A 17033-nucleotide genomic window follows, 5' to 3' on the forward strand; every position below is an offset into this window, starting at 1 on the left:
GAGGCCGAGGCTCATGGCGACGTCTGACAAGAACGCAGCCGTTGCGGAGATCACGGAGAAGCTCCGCGACTCGCACGCAGCTGTTGTGACTTCTTACACCGGACTGAGTGTGGCGCAGCTCAAGGAGCTGCGTCGTTCTCTCGGCGAGAACGCTCAGTACCGTGTGGTGAAGAACACGCTGACCAAGATCGCGGCCAAGGAGGCCGGGATTCAGCTGGACGAGCACCTCAAGGGCTCGACTGCTGTCGCCTTCGTGACCGGTGACCCGGTCACGGCGGCGAAGGGTCTTCGTGACTTCGCCAAGGAGAACCCCTCTCTCGTCATCAAGGGCGGTGTCCTTGATGGCAAGGCGCTGTCTGCCGACGAGATCAAGAAGCTTGCGGACCTTGAGTCCCGTGAGGTTCTGCTCGCCAAGCTGGCGGGTGCGCTGAAGGCGTCCACGGCCAAGGCCGCGGCGACCCTCCAGGCCCCGCTCACGAAGTTCGCCCGCACCGCGGACGCGCTTCGCAGCAAGGTCGAGCAGGGCGGTGCCGGTACGCCGGCTCCCGCCGAGGCTGCCGAGTAATCACTCGGACGCCCAGCGGGCCCGAAGTACGCCCGCCAGACATGTACATCCGGCACCAGCCGAATTAGTGGAAGGACCGCCACCATGGCGAAGCTCAGCCAGGAAGACCTGCTCGCGCAGTTCGAGGAGATGACCCTCATCGAGCTCTCCGAGTTCGTGAAGGCGTTCGAGGACAAGTTCGACGTCGAGGCCGCCGCCCCGGTCGCCGTTGCCGCCGCCGGTGGCCCGGCCGCCCCGGCCGCCGCCGCCGAGGAGGAGAAGGACGAGTTCGACGTCATCCTCACCGGTGCGGGCGACAAGAAGATCCAGGTCATCAAGGTCGTGCGTGAGCTGACCTCCCTGGGCCTGAAGGAGGCCAAGGACCTCGTCGACGGCACCCCGAAGCCGGTCCTCGAGAAGGTCGCCAAGGACGCCGCCGACAAGGCCGTCGAGGCCCTCAAGGGCGCCGGTGCCTCCGTCGAGGTCAAGTGACTTCACTGAGTCTCCGACTCACGTCCTGAGCGCCTGAGGCGTCAGGGACACCAGCCAAGGGCGATCACCCATGCGGGTGGTCGCCCTTCGGCGTGCTCGTCACGGCTGCATTGCCTCGCGCCTGCGTGCGAGTATGGTGATCTTCGTTGCCCGGACCTGCCCCCATGTGACGATCTCCCAGAGGTGGGGGGCCTTGACGAACCGGACGCGGCGCGCAATTCTCGGGACGCGACGCAGAAGCGATCCAGGGTTCGAGGCATGGATCGCCGACGAAGAGGGAAGCATCGGTGTGCGCCACTGGCGCAGGGCTTTCGGCAGGCGCAGGGCATTGAGAAGAACAAACGAGGGCTTCCTCCGGTGCGGAGGACACGACCTCCCGGAGGGAGAAGATCGGTATCACGGTGCTGAACCGGTCTCCGGAAACTCGCTCTGGACATCAGTGGGCCGAGTGGCTACACTGACCCTTTGCGCTGCCTGTTAGCTGCTCCCTGCCCGTCACCAGGGGCATACCCGAGCCCGAGCAAAGCTGAAGAACCGCCCTGACCTGGGCTCTCCCTCAGTCTGTTCGGTTCGGGACCGGTACGCGCGTAGTGAGTCCGAGCCCTCGGAAGGACCCCCTCTTGGCCGCCTCGCGCAACGCCTCGACTGCCAATACGAACAACGGCGACAGCACCGCCCCGCTGCGCATCTCTTTTGCGAAGATCAAGGAGCCCCTCGGGGTTCCGAACCTCCTTGCGCTGCAGACCGAAAGCTTCGACTGGCTGCTCGGCAATGCCGCATGGAAGGGTCGCGTCGAGGCTGCGCTGGAGAGTGGGCAGGAAGTCCCCACCAAGTCCGGTCTGGAAGAGATCTTCGAAGAGATCTCCCCGATCGAGGACTTCTCCGGGTCGATGTCGCTGACGTTCCGCGACCACCGCTTCGAGCCCCCGAAGAACTCCATCGACGAGTGCAAGGAGCGCGACTTCACGTACGCCGCTCCGCTCTTCGTCACCGCGGAGTTCACGAACAACGAGACCGGCGAGATCAAGTCCCAGACGGTCTTCATGGGCGACTTCCCGCTCATGACCAACAAGGGAACCTTCTGCATCAACGGCACCGAGCGTGTCGTCGTCTCGCAGCTGGTCCGCTCGCCGGGCGTGTACTTCGACAGCTCCATCGACAAGACGTCCGACAAGGACATCTTCTCCGCCAAGATCATCCCGTCCCGGGGTGCCTGGCTGGAGATGGAGATCGACAAGCGCGACATGGTCGGTGTGCGCATCGACCGCAAGCGTAAGCAGTCCGTGACCGTCCTGCTCAAGGCGCTCGGGTGGACCACCGAGCAGATCCTGGAGGAGTTCGGCGAGTACGAGTCCATGCGCGCCACCCTGGAGAAGGACCACACCCAGGGTCAGGACGACGCGCTGCTCGACATCTACCGCAAGCTGCGCCCGGGCGAGCCGCCGACCCGTGAGGCCGCGCAGACGCTGCTCGAGAACCTCTACTTCAACCCCAAGCGCTACGACCTCGCGAAGGTCGGCCGCTACAAGGTGAACAAGAAGCTCGGTGGCGACGAGCCGCTCGACGCCGGTGTGCTGACCACCGATGACGTCATCGCCACGATCAAGTACCTGGTCAAGCTGCACGCCGGCGAGACCGAGACGATCGGCGAGAACGGCAACTCCATCGTTGTCGAGACCGACGACATCGACCACTTCGGCAACCGTCGTCTGCGCAACGTCGGCGAGCTCATCCAGAACCAGGTCCGTACGGGTCTGGCGCGTATGGAGCGCGTCGTGCGTGAGCGCATGACGACCCAGGACGTCGAGGCGATCACGCCGCAGACCCTGATCAACATCCGGCCGGTCGTCGCCTCCATCAAGGAGTTCTTCGGCACCAGCCAGCTGTCCCAGTTCATGGACCAGACCAACCCGCTGTCGGGTCTGACCCACAAGCGCCGTCTGTCGGCGCTGGGCCCGGGTGGTCTCTCCCGTGAGCGGGCCGGTCTGGACGTCCGTGACGTGCACCCCTCGCACTACGGCCGTATGTGCCCGATCGAGACCCCTGAAGGTCCCAACATCGGTCTGATCGGTTCGCTCGCGTCGTACGGCCGGGTCAACGTCTTCGGCTTCATCGAGACGCCGTACCGCAAGGTCGTCGACGGCCAGGTCACGGAGGAGGTGGACTACCTCACCGCTGACGAGGAGGACCGCTTCCTGATCGCCCAGGCCAACGCGAAGCTGACCGACGACATGCGCTTCGCGGAGCAGCGTGTCCTGGTCCGCCGGCGTGGCGGCGAGGTCGACCTGGTCCCCGCCGACGAGGTCGACTTCATGGACGTCTCGCCGCGCCAGATGGTGTCGGCCGCGACCGCCATGATCCCGTTCCTCGAGCACGACGACGCCAACCGCGCGCTCATGGGATCGAACATGATGCGCCAGGCCGTTCCGCTGATCAAGGCGGAGTCGCCGCTGGTCGGCACCGGCATGGAGTACCGCTGCGCGGTCGACGCCGGCGACGTCATCAAGGCGGAGAAGGACGGTGTGGTCCAGGAGGTCTCCGCGGACTACATCACCGTCGCCAACGACGACGGCACGTACACCACGTACCGCGTCGCCAAGTTCACCCGCTCCAACCAGGGCACCTCCTTCAACCAGAAGGTCGTCGTGGACGAGGGCGCGCGGGTCATCGAGGGCCAGGTCCTCGCCGACGGTCCGTCCACGGACGAAGGCGAGATGGCGCTCGGCAAGAACCTGCTCGTCGCGTTCATGCCGTGGGAGGGCCACAACTACGAGGACGCGATCATCCTGTCGCAGCGCCTCGTGCAGGACGACGTCCTCTCCTCGATCCACATCGAGGAGCACGAGGTCGACGCCCGTGACACCAAGCTCGGCCCCGAGGAGATCACCCGGGACATCCCGAACGTCTCCGAGGAGGTCCTCTCCGACCTCGACGAGCGCGGCATCATCCGGATCGGTGCCGAGGTCGTCGCCGGCGACATCCTCGTCGGCAAGGTCACGCCCAAGGGTGAGACCGAGCTGACCCCCGAGGAGCGCCTGCTCCGCGCGATCTTCGGTGAGAAGGCGCGCGAGGTGCGCGACACCTCGCTGAAGGTGCCGCACGGTGAGATCGGCAAGGTCATCGGCGTCCGCGTCTTCGACCGCGAAGAGGGCGACGAGCTGCCCCCGGGCGTGAACCAGCTGGTCCGCGTCTACGTCGCGCAGAAGCGCAAGATCACCGACGGCGACAAGCTCGCCGGCCGGCACGGCAACAAGGGCGTCATCTCGAAGATCCTGCCGGTCGAGGACATGCCGTTCCTGGAGGACGGCACCCCGGTCGACATCATCCTCAACCCGCTGGGTGTCCCGTCCCGAATGAACCCGGGTCAGGTCCTGGAGATCCACCTCGGCTGGCTCGCCAGCCAGGGCTGGAAGGTCGAGGGCTCCGACGAGTGGCAGCAGCGTCTGCAGGCGATCGGCGCCGACGACGTCGCGCCGCGCACCAACGTCGCGACCCCGGTCTTCGACGGTGCGCGCGAGGACGAGCTGGCGGGTCTGTTCGACTCGACGCTCCCCAACCGGGACGGCGAGCGGATGGTCAAGTCCTCCGGCAAGGCCCAGCTGTTCGACGGCCGCTCCGGTGAGCCGTTCCCGGACCCGATCTCGGTCGGGTACATGTACATCCTCAAGCTGCACCACCTGGTCGACGACAAGCTCCACGCGCGTTCGACCGGTCCGTACTCGATGATCACCCAGCAGCCGCTGGGTGGTAAGGCTCAGTTCGGTGGCCAGCGGTTCGGTGAGATGGAGGTGTGGGCGCTGGAGGCATACGGCGCCGCATACGCCCTCCAGGAGCTGCTGACGATCAAGTCCGACGACGTGACCGGCCGCGTGAAGGTCTACGAGGCCATCGTCAAGGGCGAGAACATCCCCGAGCCCGGCATTCCCGAGTCCTTCAAGGTGCTCATCAAGGAAATGCAGTCCCTGTGCCTCAACGTGGAGGTGCTGTCCTCGGACGGCATGTCCATCGAGATGCGCGACACCGACGAGGACGTCTTCCGCGCTGCGGAGGAGCTCGGCATCGACCTGTCCCGGCGCGAGCCGAGCAGCGTCGAAGAGGTCTGACGGGAGTTCGGCCGGGGAGCCAGCGATGGCTCCCCCGGCCGGCCCCAGGACCCCCGTTTCAGACCCCAAGACTTACAACCCTGAGAGGGATTGACGCATAGTGCTCGACGTCAACTTCTTCGATGAGCTCCGGATCGGTCTGGCTACCGCTGACGACATCCGTCAGTGGAGCCACGGCGAGGTCAAGAAGCCCGAGACCATCAACTACCGCACGCTCAAGCCCGAAAAGGACGGACTCTTCTGCGAGAAGATCTTCGGTCCGACCCGGGACTGGGAGTGCTACTGCGGTAAGTACAAGCGCGTCCGCTTCAAGGGCATCATCTGCGAGCGCTGCGGCGTCGAGGTCACTCGCGCCAAGGTGCGGCGTGAGCGGATGGGCCACATCGAGCTGGCCGCTCCCGTCACCCACATCTGGTACTTCAAGGGCGTGCCGAGCCGGCTGGGCTACCTGCTGGACCTCGCGCCCAAGGACCTCGAAAAGGTCATCTACTTCGCCGCCTACATGATCACGTGGGTGGACGAGGAGCGTCGTACGCGCGACCTGCCCTCGCTGGAGGCGCACGTCTCCGTCGAGCGCCAGCAGATCGAGCAGCGCCGCGACTCCGACCTGGAGGCCCGCGCCAAGAAGCTCGAGACCGACCTGGCCGAGCTGGAGGCCGAGGGCGCCAAGGCGGACGTCCGCCGCAAGGTGCGCGAGGGCGCCGAGCGTGAGATGAAGCAGCTGCGCGACCGTGCGCAGCGCGAGATCGACCGTCTCGACGAGGTCTGGAACCGCTTCAAGAACCTCAAGGTCCAGGACCTGGAGGGCGACGAGCTGCTCTACCGCGAGCTGCGGGACCGCTTCGGCACGTACTTCGACGGCTCGATGGGTGCCGCTGCCCTGCAGAAGCGCCTGGAGACCTTCGACCTCGACGAGGAGGCCGAGCGCCTCCGCGAGATCATCCGTACCGGCAAGGGCCAGAAGAAGACCCGTGCGCTCAAGCGCCTCAAGGTCGTCTCCGCCTTCCTGCAGACCCGCAACAGCCCCAAGGGCATGGTGCTGGACTGCATCCCGGTGATCCCGCCGGACCTGCGTCCGATGGTGCAGCTGGACGGTGGCCGCTTCGCGACCTCCGACCTGAACGACCTGTACCGCCGTGTGATCAACCGCAACAACCGCCTCAAGCGGCTTCTCGATCTCGGCGCGCCCGAGATCATCGTGAACAACGAGAAGCGGATGCTGCAGGAGGCCGTCGACGCGCTGTTCGACAACGGCCGCCGCGGTCGCCCGGTCACCGGTCCCGGTAACCGCCCGCTGAAGTCCCTCAGCGACATGCTGAAGGGTAAGCAGGGCCGCTTCCGTCAGAACCTGCTCGGTAAGCGAGTCGACTACTCGGCGCGTTCCGTCATCGTCGTCGGCCCACAGCTCAAGCTGCACCAGTGCGGTCTGCCCAAGGCCATGGCGCTGGAGCTCTTCAAGCCGTTCGTGATGAAGCGTCTGGTGGACCTCAACCACGCGCAGAACATCAAGAGCGCGAAGCGCATGGTCGAGCGCGGCCGCACCGTGGTGTACGACGTCCTCGAAGAGGTCATCGCCGAGCACCCGGTGCTGCTGAACCGTGCACCCACCCTGCACCGTCTGGGCATCCAGGCCTTCGAGCCGCAGCTGGTCGAGGGCAAGGCCATTCAGATTCACCCGCTCGTCTGCACCGCGTTCAACGCGGACTTCGACGGTGACCAGATGGCCGTCCACCTCCCGCTGTCCGCGGAGGCCCAGGCCGAGGCCCGCATCCTGATGCTGTCCTCGAACAACATCCTCAAGCCGGCCGACGGCCGTCCGGTCACCATGCCGACCCAGGACATGGTGCTCGGTCTCTTCTTCCTCACCACGGATGAAGAGGAGCGCAAGGTCATCGGCGAGGGCCGGGCGTTCGGTTCGACCGCCGAGGCGATCATGGCGTTCGACGCCAAGGAGCTCTCGCTCCAGGCGAAGGTCGACATCCGCTTCCCGATCGGCACCGTCCCGCCCCGCGGCTGGACCCCGCCGGTTCCGGAGGAGGGCGAGCCCGAGTGGCAGCCCGGTGACAGCTTCCGGCTGCGGACGACCCTGGGCCGTGCGCTCTTCAACGAGCTGCTGCCCGAGGACTACCCGTTCGTCGACTACTCGGTGGGCAAGAAGCAGCTCTCCGCGATCGTCAACGACCTGGCCGAGCGCTACCCCAAGGTCATCGTGGCGGCGACGCTCGACAACCTGAAGGCGGCCGGCTTCCACTGGGCGACCCGTTCCGGCGTCACCGTCGCCGTCTCGGACATCGTCGTCCCGGAGGCCAAGAAGGCCATCGTCGCGGGCTACGAGGCCCAGGACGAGAAGGTCCAGAAGCAGTACGAGCGCGGTCTGATCACCAAGGACGAGCGCACTCAGGAACTGATCAACATCTGGACCAAGGCGACCAACGAGGTCGCCGAGGCGATGAACGAGAACTTCCCCAAGACGAACCCCATCTTCATGATGGTTGACTCGGGTGCCCGAGGAAACATGATGCAGATGCGGCAGATCGCCGGTATGCGTGGTCTGGTGTCGAACGCGAAGAACGAGACCATCCCGCGTCCGATCAAGGCATCGTTCCGCGAGGGTCTGTCCGTGCTGGAGTACTTCATCTCCACCCACGGTGCCCGTAAGGGTCTGGCGGACACCGCCCTTCGTACCGCCGACTCCGGTTACCTGACCCGTCGTCTGGTCGACGTCTCCCAGGACGTCATCATTCGCGAGGAGGACTGCGGCACCGAGCGTGGGCTCAAGCTGCGGATCGCCTCGAAGGGTGCGGACGGCGTCCTGCGCAAGGCGGACGACGTCGAGTCCAGCGTCTACGCACGGATGCTGGCCGAGGACGTCGTCGTCGACGGCAAGGTCGTCGCGCCGGCCAACGTGGACCTCGGTGACGTGCTCATCGACGCGCTGGTCAACGCGGGCGTCGAGGAGGTCAAGACCCGTTCGGTCCTGACCTGTGAGTCCGCGGTCGGCACCTGTGCCTTCTGCTACGGCCGTTCGCTGGCCACCGGCAAGCTGGTCGACATCGGTGAGGCGGTCGGCATCATCGCCGCCCAGTCCATCGGTGAGCCCGGCACCCAGCTGACGATGCGTACCTTCCACACCGGTGGTGTGGCGGGTGACGACATCACCCTGGGTCTGCCGCGTGTCGTCGAGCTCTTCGAGGCCCGTACGCCCAAGGGCGTCGCCCCGATCTCGGAGGCGGCCGGCCGCGTCCGGATCGAGGAGACCGAGAAGACCAAGAAGGTCATCGTCACCCCGGACGACGGCAGCGACGAGACCGCCTACGGCGTCTCCAAGCGCGCCCGTCTCCTGGTGGGCGAGGGCGACCACGTCACGGTCGGCCAGCCGCTGACCGTGGGTGCCGTCAACCCGCACGACGTGCTGCGGATCCTCGGCCAGCGTGCCGTCCAGGTCCACCTGGTCGGCGAGGTCCAGAAGGTCTACAACAGCCAGGGCGTGGCGATCCACGACAAGCACATCGAGATCATCATCCGGCAGATGCTGCGCCGTGTGACGATCATCGAGTCCGGCGACGCGGAGCTGCTGCCGGGCGAGCTGGTGGAGCGCACGAAGTTCGAGGGCGAGAACCGTCGGGTCGTGGCGGAAGGCGGCCACCCGGCCTCCGGCCGTCCGCAGCTGATGGGTATCACCAAGGCTTCGCTGGCGACGGAATCCTGGCTGTCGGCCGCCTCCTTCCAGGAGACGACTCGAGTCCTGACGGACGCGGCGATCAACGCCAAGTCCGACTCGCTCATCGGCCTCAAGGAGAACGTCATCATCGGTAAGCTCATCCCGGCCGGTACGGGCCTGTCCCGCTACCGCAACATCCGGGTCGAGCCCACCGAGGAGGCCAAGGCCGCGATGTACTCGGCCGTCGGTTACGACGACATCGACTACTCGCCCTTCGGCACCGGCTCCGGCCAGGCGGTCCCGCTGGAGGACTACGACTACGGTCCGTACAACCAGTAAGTCTGGTCCGTACGACAGCAACAGGGCGGCCATCCCTTACGGGGTGGCCGCCCTGCGGCGTGCGGGGCCGGAGTGTGGTCCCCGTGGTCGTGGGCCGCGCGGGGAACTTGTCCGCCCATCTCTGCGTCTCTGATGAGAAGATGGGGAGAACTGTCGAGCGGGGGGAGGTTCGCGAAGTGGCATTCCAGCCGTGGCAGGGTGGGCAGCCCGCTCAGCCGTCGAATCAGGTGCCTGTCATGCGTGCCTCGCACGCCGATCGTGAGCGGGCGGTCGATGTGCTCAAGGCGGGATTCGCCGAGGGACGGCTGCAACAGACGGAGTACGAGCAGCGGATCACGCGGGCCTACCACGCACAGACCCATGCCGAACTGCAGATGCTGGTCGCGGATCTGCCGCAGGGACCGGTGCCGCAGGCGCAGTTCCTGCCGCAGCGCCCGGTGCCGGCGACGTTCATGCCGATGCAGATGCCGGCCCCGGTGTCGACGAACAGCTCGGCGACCGGCGCGCTGGTCTGCGGGATCATGACGCCGGTGACGTGGGGGCTGACGGCGATCCCGGCCGTGATCCTGGGCCACAAGGCGCGCGCCGAGATCCGCCGCACCGGCGAGCGCGGGGACGGACAGGCCCTCGCGGGGCTGGTGCTCGGCTGGCTGGGCATCGGCGGCTGGTCGCTGTTCTTCCTGCTGTCGGTCCTCCTGGCCGTGGCCCATCTCTAGGGCCTGCCCGGGTCTCGGGGTGGGCCGCGCGGGGGCAGCAGCGGATCGCGCGGTGCCTTCTTCCGTCCGGCCGTAGATCGCACTACGGTGGCCGCAACGCCGTGTGGAGTCCGGCGTGTCCTTCGCGTGTGCATTTGTTTTGACCGCAGCCAATGCGGTAGGTACGCTCTGACCTTGTGCCTGGGGTGTCCCTGGGCTGCCGTGCGCGCAATCTCCCGAGCTTTCGGCCGGGAGTGCCCTCAGTACGGAAGCCAGGTTTTGACACCGCAATCTGCCGCCACGCTCGTTCCAGCGAGGGATCGGACTGCAGTATTCGACACACCCGACCGCGTGGGTCGGGGAAGTTCCAGGTTAGCTTTACCGAGACTGGCACACAGAAACCGGAGAAACGGTGCCTACGATCCAGCAGCTGGTCCGCAAGGGCCGGCAGGACAAGGTCGAGAAGAACAAGACGCCCGCGCTCGAGGGTTCCCCCCAGCGCCGTGGCGTCTGCACGCGTGTTTTCACGACCACCCCGAAGAAGCCGAACTCGGCCCTGCGTAAGGTCGCGCGTGTGCGTCTGACCAGCGGGATCGAGGTCACCGCTTACATTCCGGGTGAGGGCCACAACCTGCAGGAGCACTCGATCGTGCTCGTGCGTGGTGGTCGTGTGAAGGACCTGCCGGGTGTTCGGTACAAGATCATCCGCGGCTCCCTCGACACGCAGGGCGTCAAGAACCGCAAGCAGGCTCGCAGCCGCTACGGCGCCAAGAAGGAGAAGTAAGAATGCCTCGTAAGGGCCCCGCCCCGAAGCGCCCGGTCATCATCGACCCGGTCTACGGTTCTCCTCTGGTGACCTCCCTCATCAACAAGGTGCTGCTGAACGGCAAGCGCTCCACCGCCGAGCGCATCGTCTACGGCGCCATGGAGGGTCTGCGCGAGAAGACCGGTAACGACCCGGTCATCACGCTCAAGCGCGCGCTCGAGAACATCAAGCCGACCCTTGAGGTCAAGTCCCGCCGCGTCGGTGGCGCGACCTACCAGGTCCCGGTCGAGGTCAAGCCCGGCCGTGCCGCCACCCTCTCGCTCCGCTGGCTCGTGGGCTACTCCCGCGCCCGCCGCGAGAAGACCATGACCGAGCGCCTCATGAACGAACTGCTCGACGCCTCCAACGGCCTCGGCGCTTCGGTCAAGAAGCGTGAGGACACGCACAAGATGGCCGAGTCCAACAAGGCCTTCGCGCACTACCGCTGGTAGTCGCAACCCACATCGAGACCGAGAGAAGATTGAGCCACTATGGCCACCACTTCGCTTGACCTGGCCAAGGTCCGCAATATCGGGATCATGGCCCACATCGACGCGGGCAAGACGACCACCACCGAGCGGATCCTGTTCTACACCGGTGTTTCGTACAAGATCGGTGAGGTCCACGACGGCGCTGCCACGATGGACTGGATGGAGCAGGAGCAGGAGCGCGGCATCACCATCACGTCTGCCGCGACGACCTGCCACTGGCCGCTGGAAGACGTCGACAACACCATCAACATCATCGACACCCCGGGCCACGTCGACTTCACGGTCGAGGTGGAGCGCTCGCTGCGCGTCCTGGACGGTGCGGTGACGGTGTTCGACGGCGTCGCCGGTGTCGAGCCGCAGTCCGAGACCGTCTGGCGCCAGGCGGACCGCTACGGCGTGCCGCGTATCTGCTTCGTCAACAAGCTCGACCGTACGGGTGCCGAGTTCCACCGCTGCGTCGACATGATCACGGACCGCCTGGGTGCGACCCCGATCGTGATGCAGCTGCCGATCGGCACCGAGATGGACTTCAAGGGCGTCGTCGACCTCGTGACGATGAAGGCCCTGGTCTGGTCGGCCGAGGCCGCCAAGGGCGAGATGTACGACACCGTCGACATCCCGGACACCCACATCGAGGCGGCCGACGAGTGGCGCGGCAAGCTGCTCGAGGCCGTTGCCGAGAACGATGAAGAGGTCATGGAGCTGTACCTGGAGGGCCAGGAGCCCACCGAGGAGCAGCTCTACGCGGCGATCCGCCGGATCACCATCGCTTCGGGCAAGGCCGAGAACACCACCGTCACCCCGGTGTTCTGCGGTACCGCGTTCAAGAACAAGGGTGTGCAGCCGCTGCTCGACGCGGTCGTGCGCTACCTCCCCTCCCCGTTGGACGTCGAGGCCATTGAGGGCCACGCGGTCAACGACCCGGAAGAGGTCATCAAGCGCAAGCCGTCCGAGGACGAGCCGCTTTCCGCCCTGGCGTTCAAGATTGCGAGCGACCCCCACCTGGGCAAGCTCACCTTCATCCGGGTGTACTCGGGCCGCCTTGAGGCCGGCTCGCAGGTGCAGAACTCGGTGAAGGGCAAGAAGGAGCGCATCGGCAAGATCTACCGGATGCACGCGAACAAGCGTGAGGAGATCGAGTCGGTGGGTGCCGGTGACATCGTCGCCGTCATGGGTCTGAAGCAGACCACCACCGGTGAGACCCTCTGTGACTCCGCCAACCAGGTCATCCTGGAGTCGATGGAGTTCCCGGCCCCGGTCATCCAGGTCGCCATCGAGCCCAAGTCCAAGGGCGACCAGGAGAAGCTGGGTGTCGCCATCCAGCGTCTCGCCGAAGAGGACCCCTCGTTCCAGGTGCACACCGACGAGGAGACCGGCCAGACCATCATCGCGGGTATGGGCGAGCTGCACCTCGACGTGCTGGTCGACCGTATGAAGCGCGAGTTCCGGGTCGAGGCCAACGTCGGCAAGCCGCAGGTCGCCTACCGTGAGACCCTGCGCAAGCCGGTCGAGCGTCTCGACTACACGCACAAGAAGCAGACTGGTGGTTCCGGCCAGTTCGCGAAGGTGCAGATCGCGATCGCGCCGCTCGAGGGCGACGGGTACGAGTTCGAGAACAAGGTCACCGGTGGCCGCATCCCGCGGGAGTACATCCCGTCCGTGGACGCGGGCTGCCAGGAGGCCATGGAGTTCGGTGTTCTCGCCGGCTACCCGCTGACCGGTGTCAAGGTCACGCTCCTCGACGGTGCGTTCCACGAGGTCGACTCGTCCGAGATGGCCTTCAAGATCGCCGGTTCGATGGCCTTCAAGGAGGCTGCCCGCAAGGCCTCCCCGGCCCTGCTCGAGCCGATGATGAAGGTCGAGGTCACCACGCCCGAGGACTACATGGGCGACGTGATCGGCGACATCAACTCCCGCCGTGGTCTGATCCAGTCCATGGAGGACCGCAGTGGCGCCAAGCTCGTCGTGGGCCTGGTTCCGCTCTCGGAGATGTTCGGCTACGTCGGAGACCTCCGCAGCAAGACGTCGGGTCGCGCAAGCTACTCGATGCAGTTCGACTCCTACGCCGAGGTTCCCCGGAACGTCGCCGAGGAGATCATCGCGAAGGCCAAGGGCGAGTAAGTCCCGTCTCCCGAGAGTCGGAACACGCTTTAGGCTTGACACCGTCTGACGGGGCAATCCCCGCAACCGTGAGGATTGCCCCCGTCAGCCGGCACCCCAGCAAAGATCACCTGGCGCCGATGAGTAAGGCGTACAGAACCACTCCACAGGAGGACCCCAGTGGCGAAGGCGAAGTTCGAGCGGACTAAGCCGCACGTCAACATCGGCACCATCGGTCACATTGACCACGGTAAGACGACCCTCACGGCCGCCATTACCAAGGTGCTGCACGACGCGTACCCGGACCTGAACGAGGCCTCGGCCTTCGACCAGATCGACAAGGCTCCTGAGGAGCGCCAGCGCGGTATCACCATCTCCATCGCGCACGTCGAGTACCAGACGGAGAACCGTCACTACGCCCACGTCGACTGCCCCGGTCACGCGGACTACATCAAGAACATGATCACGGGTGCGGCGCAGATGGACGGCGCCATCCTCGTGGTCGCCGCGACCGACGGCCCGATGCCGCAGACCAAGGAGCACGTGCTCCTGGCCCGCCAGGTCGGCGTTCCGTACATCGTTGTCGCCCTGAACAAGGCCGACATGGTGGACGACGAGGAGATCCTGGAGCTCGTCGAGCTCGAGGTCCGTGAGCTCCTCTCCGAGTACGAGTTCCCCGGCGACGACGTTCCGGTCGTCAAGGTCTCGGCGCTCAAGGCGCTCGAGGGCGACAAGGAGTGGGGCGACTCCGTCCTCAAGCTCATGAACGCCGTCGACGAGGCGATCCCGCAGCCCGAGCGTGACGTCGACAAGCCGTTCCTGATGCCGATCGAGGACGTCTTCACGATCACCGGCCGTGGCACCGTTGTCACCGGTCGTATCGAGCGTGGTGTCCTCAAGGTCAACGAGACCGTCGACATCATCGGCATCAAGACCGAGAAGACCACCACCACGGTCACCGGCATCGAGATGTTCCGGAAGCTCCTCGACGAGGGCCAGGCCGGTGAGAACGTCGGTCTGCTCCTCCGCGGCATCAAGCGCGAGGACGTCGAGCGCGGCCAGGTCATCATCAAGCCGGGTTCGGTCACGCCGCACACCTCCTTCGAGGCCCAGGCGTACATCCTGTCGAAGGACGAGGGTGGCCGTCACACCCCGTTCTTCAACAACTACCGCCCGCAGTTCTACTTCCGTACCACGGACGTGACCGGCGTCGTGACCCTCCCCGAGGGCACCGAGATGGTCATGCCGGGCGACAACACCGAGATGTCGGTCGAGCTGATCCAGCCGGTCGCCATGGAGGAGGGCCTGAAGTTCGCCATCCGTGAGGGTGGCCGGACCGTCGGCGCCGGCCAGGTCACCAAGATCACGAAGTAATTTCGCTGATCCGGTTGATCCGGTCGTAGCTCCCCGGAGCTCACAAGGAGCCCCGTCCACCATCAGGTGGGCGGGGCTCCTTGACAGTTGGGGTCCGATTGGCCTTGGGCATGCCGGGTATGGCACACTGTCCAGGTTGCTCGGTTGAGTGCCGATGCTGCGCGCCTCCCGCCGGGAGGACCGGAAGCGAGTCCCAGGTATTCGTCGTCCCTTCTCAGGGTCGGAAATACGGGAATCTTCCGGGAAGCGTCAGCGGGGTGCCTCGGCCAGGCGCCCGGTGGGTGTTCTTCCCCTGCCTCTCCTTCTTGAAGGATCTCCCCTGTGGAGATTTACGAGAAGGGGCGCGACACGCCCGACCGCGTGGGTCGGAGAAGAACAGTGCTTCTCGATGAAGCGCAGCCTCCCGGGTCCCAGAGCGTTACGAGAGACAGGACTACGAAGTAGCCATGGCGGGACAGAAGATCCGCATCCGGCTCAAGGCCTACGACCACGAGGTCATCGACTCCTCGGCGAAGAAGATCGTCGAGACGGTGACCCGCACTGGTGCGTCGGTCGCGGGCCCGGTGCCGCTGCCCACTGAAAAGAACGTGTACTGCGTCATCAAGTCGCCGCACAAGTACAAGGACTCGCGCGAGCACTTCGAGATGCGCACGCACAAGCGCCTGATCGACATCCTCGACCCGACGCCCAAGACCGTTGACTCGCTGATGCGCCTGGACCTTCCGGCCGGCGTTGACATCGAGATCAAGCTCTGAGAGGCGCGGAAGAGATGGCTAAGCAGATCAAGGGCATCCTGGGCGAGAAGCTCGGCATGACCCAGGTCTGGGACGAGAACAACCGTGTCGTCCCGGTCACTGTGGTCAAGGCCGGCCCCTGTGTCGTTACCCAGGTGCGCACCAATGACCAGGACGGTTACGACTCCGTCCAGATCGCCTTCGGCGAGATCGACCCGCGCAAGGTGAACAAGCCCCTCAAGGGCCACTTCGCGAAGGCCGACGTCACCCCCCGTCGTCACCTCGTCGAGGTCCGTACTCCCGACGCCGGTGAGTACACCCTCGGCCAGGAGCTGACCGCTGAGACCTTCGAGTCCGGCGTCAAGGTGGACGTGACCGGCAAGAGCAAGGGCAAGGGCTTCGCCGGCGTCATGAAGCGTCACGGCTTCCACGGCGGCAAGGCGTCCCACGGTGCCCACCGTGTGCACCGTAAGCCGGGCTCCATCGGTGGCTGCGCCACCCCGGGCCGCGTGTTCAAGGGCATGCGGATGGCCGGCCGTATGGGCAATGAGCGGGTCACCACCCAGAACCTGACCGTCCACGCCGTTGACGCGGAGAAGGGTCTGCTGCTCATCAAGGGCGCAGTTCCTGGTCCGAACGGCGGCCTCGTCCTGGTCCGTACCGCGGCCAAGGGGGCCTGAGGTAACCGATGAGCACCATTGACATCCTTTCGCCGGCAGGCGACAAGGCCGGGTCCGTCGAGCTCCCCGCGGAGATCTTCGACGCCAAGGTCAGCGTTCCGCTGATCCACCAGGTCGTTGTCGCGCAGCTGGCCGCGGCCCGTCAGGGCACGCACAAGACCAAGACTCGCGGCGAGGTCCGCGGCGGTGGCAAGAAGCCGTACCGCCAGAAGGGCACCGGCCGGGCGCGTCAGGGTTCGACCCGTGCGCCGCAGTTCGCCGGCGGTGGCATCGTCCACGGCCCCGTGCCGCGTGACTACAGCCAGCGGACCCCGAAGAAGATGAAGGCCGCCGCCCTGCGCGGTGCCCTCACCGACCGGGCCCGCAACAGCCGTATCCACGTCGTTTCCGGCGTGGTCGAGGGCGACATCTCCACCAAGGCCGCCAAGGCTCTCCTCGGCAAGGTCAGCGAGCGCAAGAACGTGCTGCTGGTCGCCGAGCGCAGCGACGAGGCCGCGTGGCTGTCCGCCCGCAACCTGCCCCAGGTTCACATCCTGGAGCCGGGCCAGCTGAACACGTACGACGTGCTCGTCTCCGACGACGTGGTCTTCACCAAGGCCGCCTTCGAGTCCTTCGTGTCTGGCCCCAAGGCCGCTGAGACCGAAGGGAGCGACGCCTGATGACTGAGGCCGTCGTCACCAGCAAGACCTTCTCGGACCCGCGTGACGTGCTCGTCAAGCCGGTTGTCTCGGAGAAGAGCTACGCGCTGCTGGACGAGAACAAGTACACGTTCATCGTCGCGCCCGGCAGCAACAAGACCCAGATCAAGCAGGCCGTCGAGGCGGTCTTCTCGGTCAAGGTCACCGGGGTCAACACGATCAACCGGCAGGGCAAGCGCAAGCGCACCCGCACCGGTTACGGCAAGCGCGCGAACACCAAGCGCGCCATCGTGACCCTCGCCGAGGGCGACCGTATCGACATCTTCGGCGGCCCGGTCTCCTAACGGAGTCCGAGTCGTCCGGAATCGGACGAGGAC

The 17033-nt window shown here is 65.9% G+C and carries 13 protein-coding genes; all 13 read left to right on the forward strand.

From position 1 onward, the window contains the following. The first annotated feature begins 13 nt into the window (after positions 1 to 13). Positions 14 to 565: a 50S ribosomal protein L10 gene (gene rplJ, locus EST92_RS03455; RefSeq protein ID WP_129279476.1), complete on the forward strand. Its 552-nt coding sequence runs from the start codon at positions 14 to 16 to the stop codon at positions 563 to 565. 84 nt (positions 566 to 649) lie between these two features. Continuing rightward, complete coding sequence (gene rplL / locus EST92_RS03460) at positions 650 to 1036, forward strand: 50S ribosomal protein L7/L12 (RefSeq protein WP_129279477.1); 387 nt, start codon at positions 650 to 652, stop codon at positions 1034 to 1036. A 620-nt stretch (positions 1037 to 1656) separates the two neighbouring features. Further along, a complete protein-coding gene (gene rpoB / locus EST92_RS03470) occupies positions 1657 to 5139 on the forward strand; it encodes a DNA-directed RNA polymerase subunit beta (protein WP_129247651.1) in 3483 nt (1160 codons plus the stop codon). A gap of 100 nt (positions 5140 to 5239) precedes the next feature. Then, a complete protein-coding gene (locus tag EST92_RS03475; RefSeq protein ID WP_129247650.1) occupies positions 5240 to 9139 on the forward strand; it encodes a DNA-directed RNA polymerase subunit beta' in 3900 nt (1299 codons plus the stop codon). A 236-nt stretch (positions 9140 to 9375) separates the two neighbouring features. Further along, complete coding sequence (locus EST92_RS03480) at positions 9376 to 9855, forward strand: DUF1707 and DUF4190 domain-containing protein (RefSeq protein WP_129279478.1); 480 nt, start codon at positions 9376 to 9378, stop codon at positions 9853 to 9855. Between the two features lie 391 nt (positions 9856 to 10246). Further along, positions 10247 to 10618, forward strand: a complete 372-nt coding sequence (gene rpsL / locus EST92_RS03485) for a 30S ribosomal protein S12 (RefSeq protein WP_003948652.1) — start codon at positions 10247 to 10249, stop codon at positions 10616 to 10618. Positions 10619 to 10620: 2 nt separating this feature from the next. Continuing rightward, positions 10621 to 11091 carry a 30S ribosomal protein S7 gene (gene rpsG / locus EST92_RS03490; protein ID WP_004571813.1) on the forward strand — a complete coding sequence of 157 codons (471 nt, stop codon included), beginning with the start codon at positions 10621 to 10623 and terminating at the stop codon, positions 11089 to 11091. Positions 11092 to 11130: 39 nt separating this feature from the next. Then, entirely contained in the window at positions 11131 to 13251 is a 2121-nt protein-coding gene (gene fusA, locus EST92_RS03495) for an elongation factor G (RefSeq protein WP_129247648.1), read from the forward strand. Positions 13252 to 13410: 159 nt separating this feature from the next. Then, positions 13411 to 14604, forward strand: coding sequence for an elongation factor Tu (tuf, locus tag EST92_RS03500; RefSeq protein ID WP_129279479.1), 1194 nt, complete (start codon positions 13411 to 13413; stop codon positions 14602 to 14604). 446 nt (positions 14605 to 15050) lie between these two features. Continuing rightward, a complete protein-coding gene (gene rpsJ / locus EST92_RS03505) occupies positions 15051 to 15359 on the forward strand; it encodes a 30S ribosomal protein S10 (RefSeq protein WP_003948644.1) in 309 nt (102 codons plus the stop codon). Between the two features lie 14 nt (positions 15360 to 15373). Next, positions 15374 to 16018, forward strand: a complete 645-nt coding sequence (rplC, locus tag EST92_RS03510; RefSeq protein WP_006604873.1) for a 50S ribosomal protein L3 — start codon at positions 15374 to 15376, stop codon at positions 16016 to 16018. A gap of 8 nt (positions 16019 to 16026) precedes the next feature. Beyond that, on the forward strand, positions 16027 to 16677 hold the full coding sequence (rplD, locus tag EST92_RS03515; protein ID WP_129247646.1) for a 50S ribosomal protein L4: 651 nt from the start codon (positions 16027 to 16029) through the stop codon (positions 16675 to 16677). Next, the gene (rplW, locus tag EST92_RS03520) at positions 16677 to 17000 is read left to right on the forward strand and encodes a 50S ribosomal protein L23 (RefSeq protein WP_006604875.1); all 324 of its coding nucleotides are present in this window, start codon (positions 16677 to 16679) and stop codon (positions 16998 to 17000) included. The genes rplD and rplW overlap by 1 nt, the downstream gene beginning before the upstream one ends. Positions 17001 to 17033: the final 33 nt, after the last annotated feature.

Origin of the sequence: Streptomyces sp. TM32 (assembly GCF_004122755.1) — a bacterium.
In the GTDB taxonomy this organism is placed as follows: domain Bacteria; phylum Actinomycetota; class Actinomycetes; order Streptomycetales; family Streptomycetaceae; genus Streptomyces; species Streptomyces sioyaensis.

Excerpts from the sequence above, each read along its gene's own strand:
- rplD (WP_129247646.1), top strand. The coding sequence starts at position 16,027 with ATGAGCACCATTGACATCCTTTCGCCGGCAGGCGACAAGGCCGGGTCC.
- EST92_RS03480 (WP_129279478.1), top strand. The coding sequence starts at position 9,376 with ATGCGTGCCTCGCACGCCGATCGTGAGCGGGCGGTCGATGTGCTCAAG.
- rplC (WP_006604873.1), top strand. The coding sequence starts at position 15,374 with ATGGCTAAGCAGATCAAGGGCATCCTGGGCGAGAAGCTCGGCATGACC.
- fusA (WP_129247648.1), top strand. The coding sequence starts at position 11,131 with ATGGCCACCACTTCGCTTGACCTGGCCAAGGTCCGCAATATCGGGATC.
- rplL (WP_129279477.1), top strand. The coding sequence starts at position 650 with ATGGCGAAGCTCAGCCAGGAAGACCTGCTCGCGCAGTTCGAGGAGATG.
- rpsJ (WP_003948644.1), top strand. The coding sequence starts at position 15,051 with ATGGCGGGACAGAAGATCCGCATCCGGCTCAAGGCCTACGACCACGAG.
- rplJ (WP_129279476.1), top strand. The coding sequence starts at position 14 with ATGGCGACGTCTGACAAGAACGCAGCCGTTGCGGAGATCACGGAGAAG.
- rplW (WP_006604875.1), top strand. The coding sequence starts at position 16,677 with ATGACTGAGGCCGTCGTCACCAGCAAGACCTTCTCGGACCCGCGTGAC.
- rpsG (WP_004571813.1), top strand. The coding sequence starts at position 10,621 with ATGCCTCGTAAGGGCCCCGCCCCGAAGCGCCCGGTCATCATCGACCCG.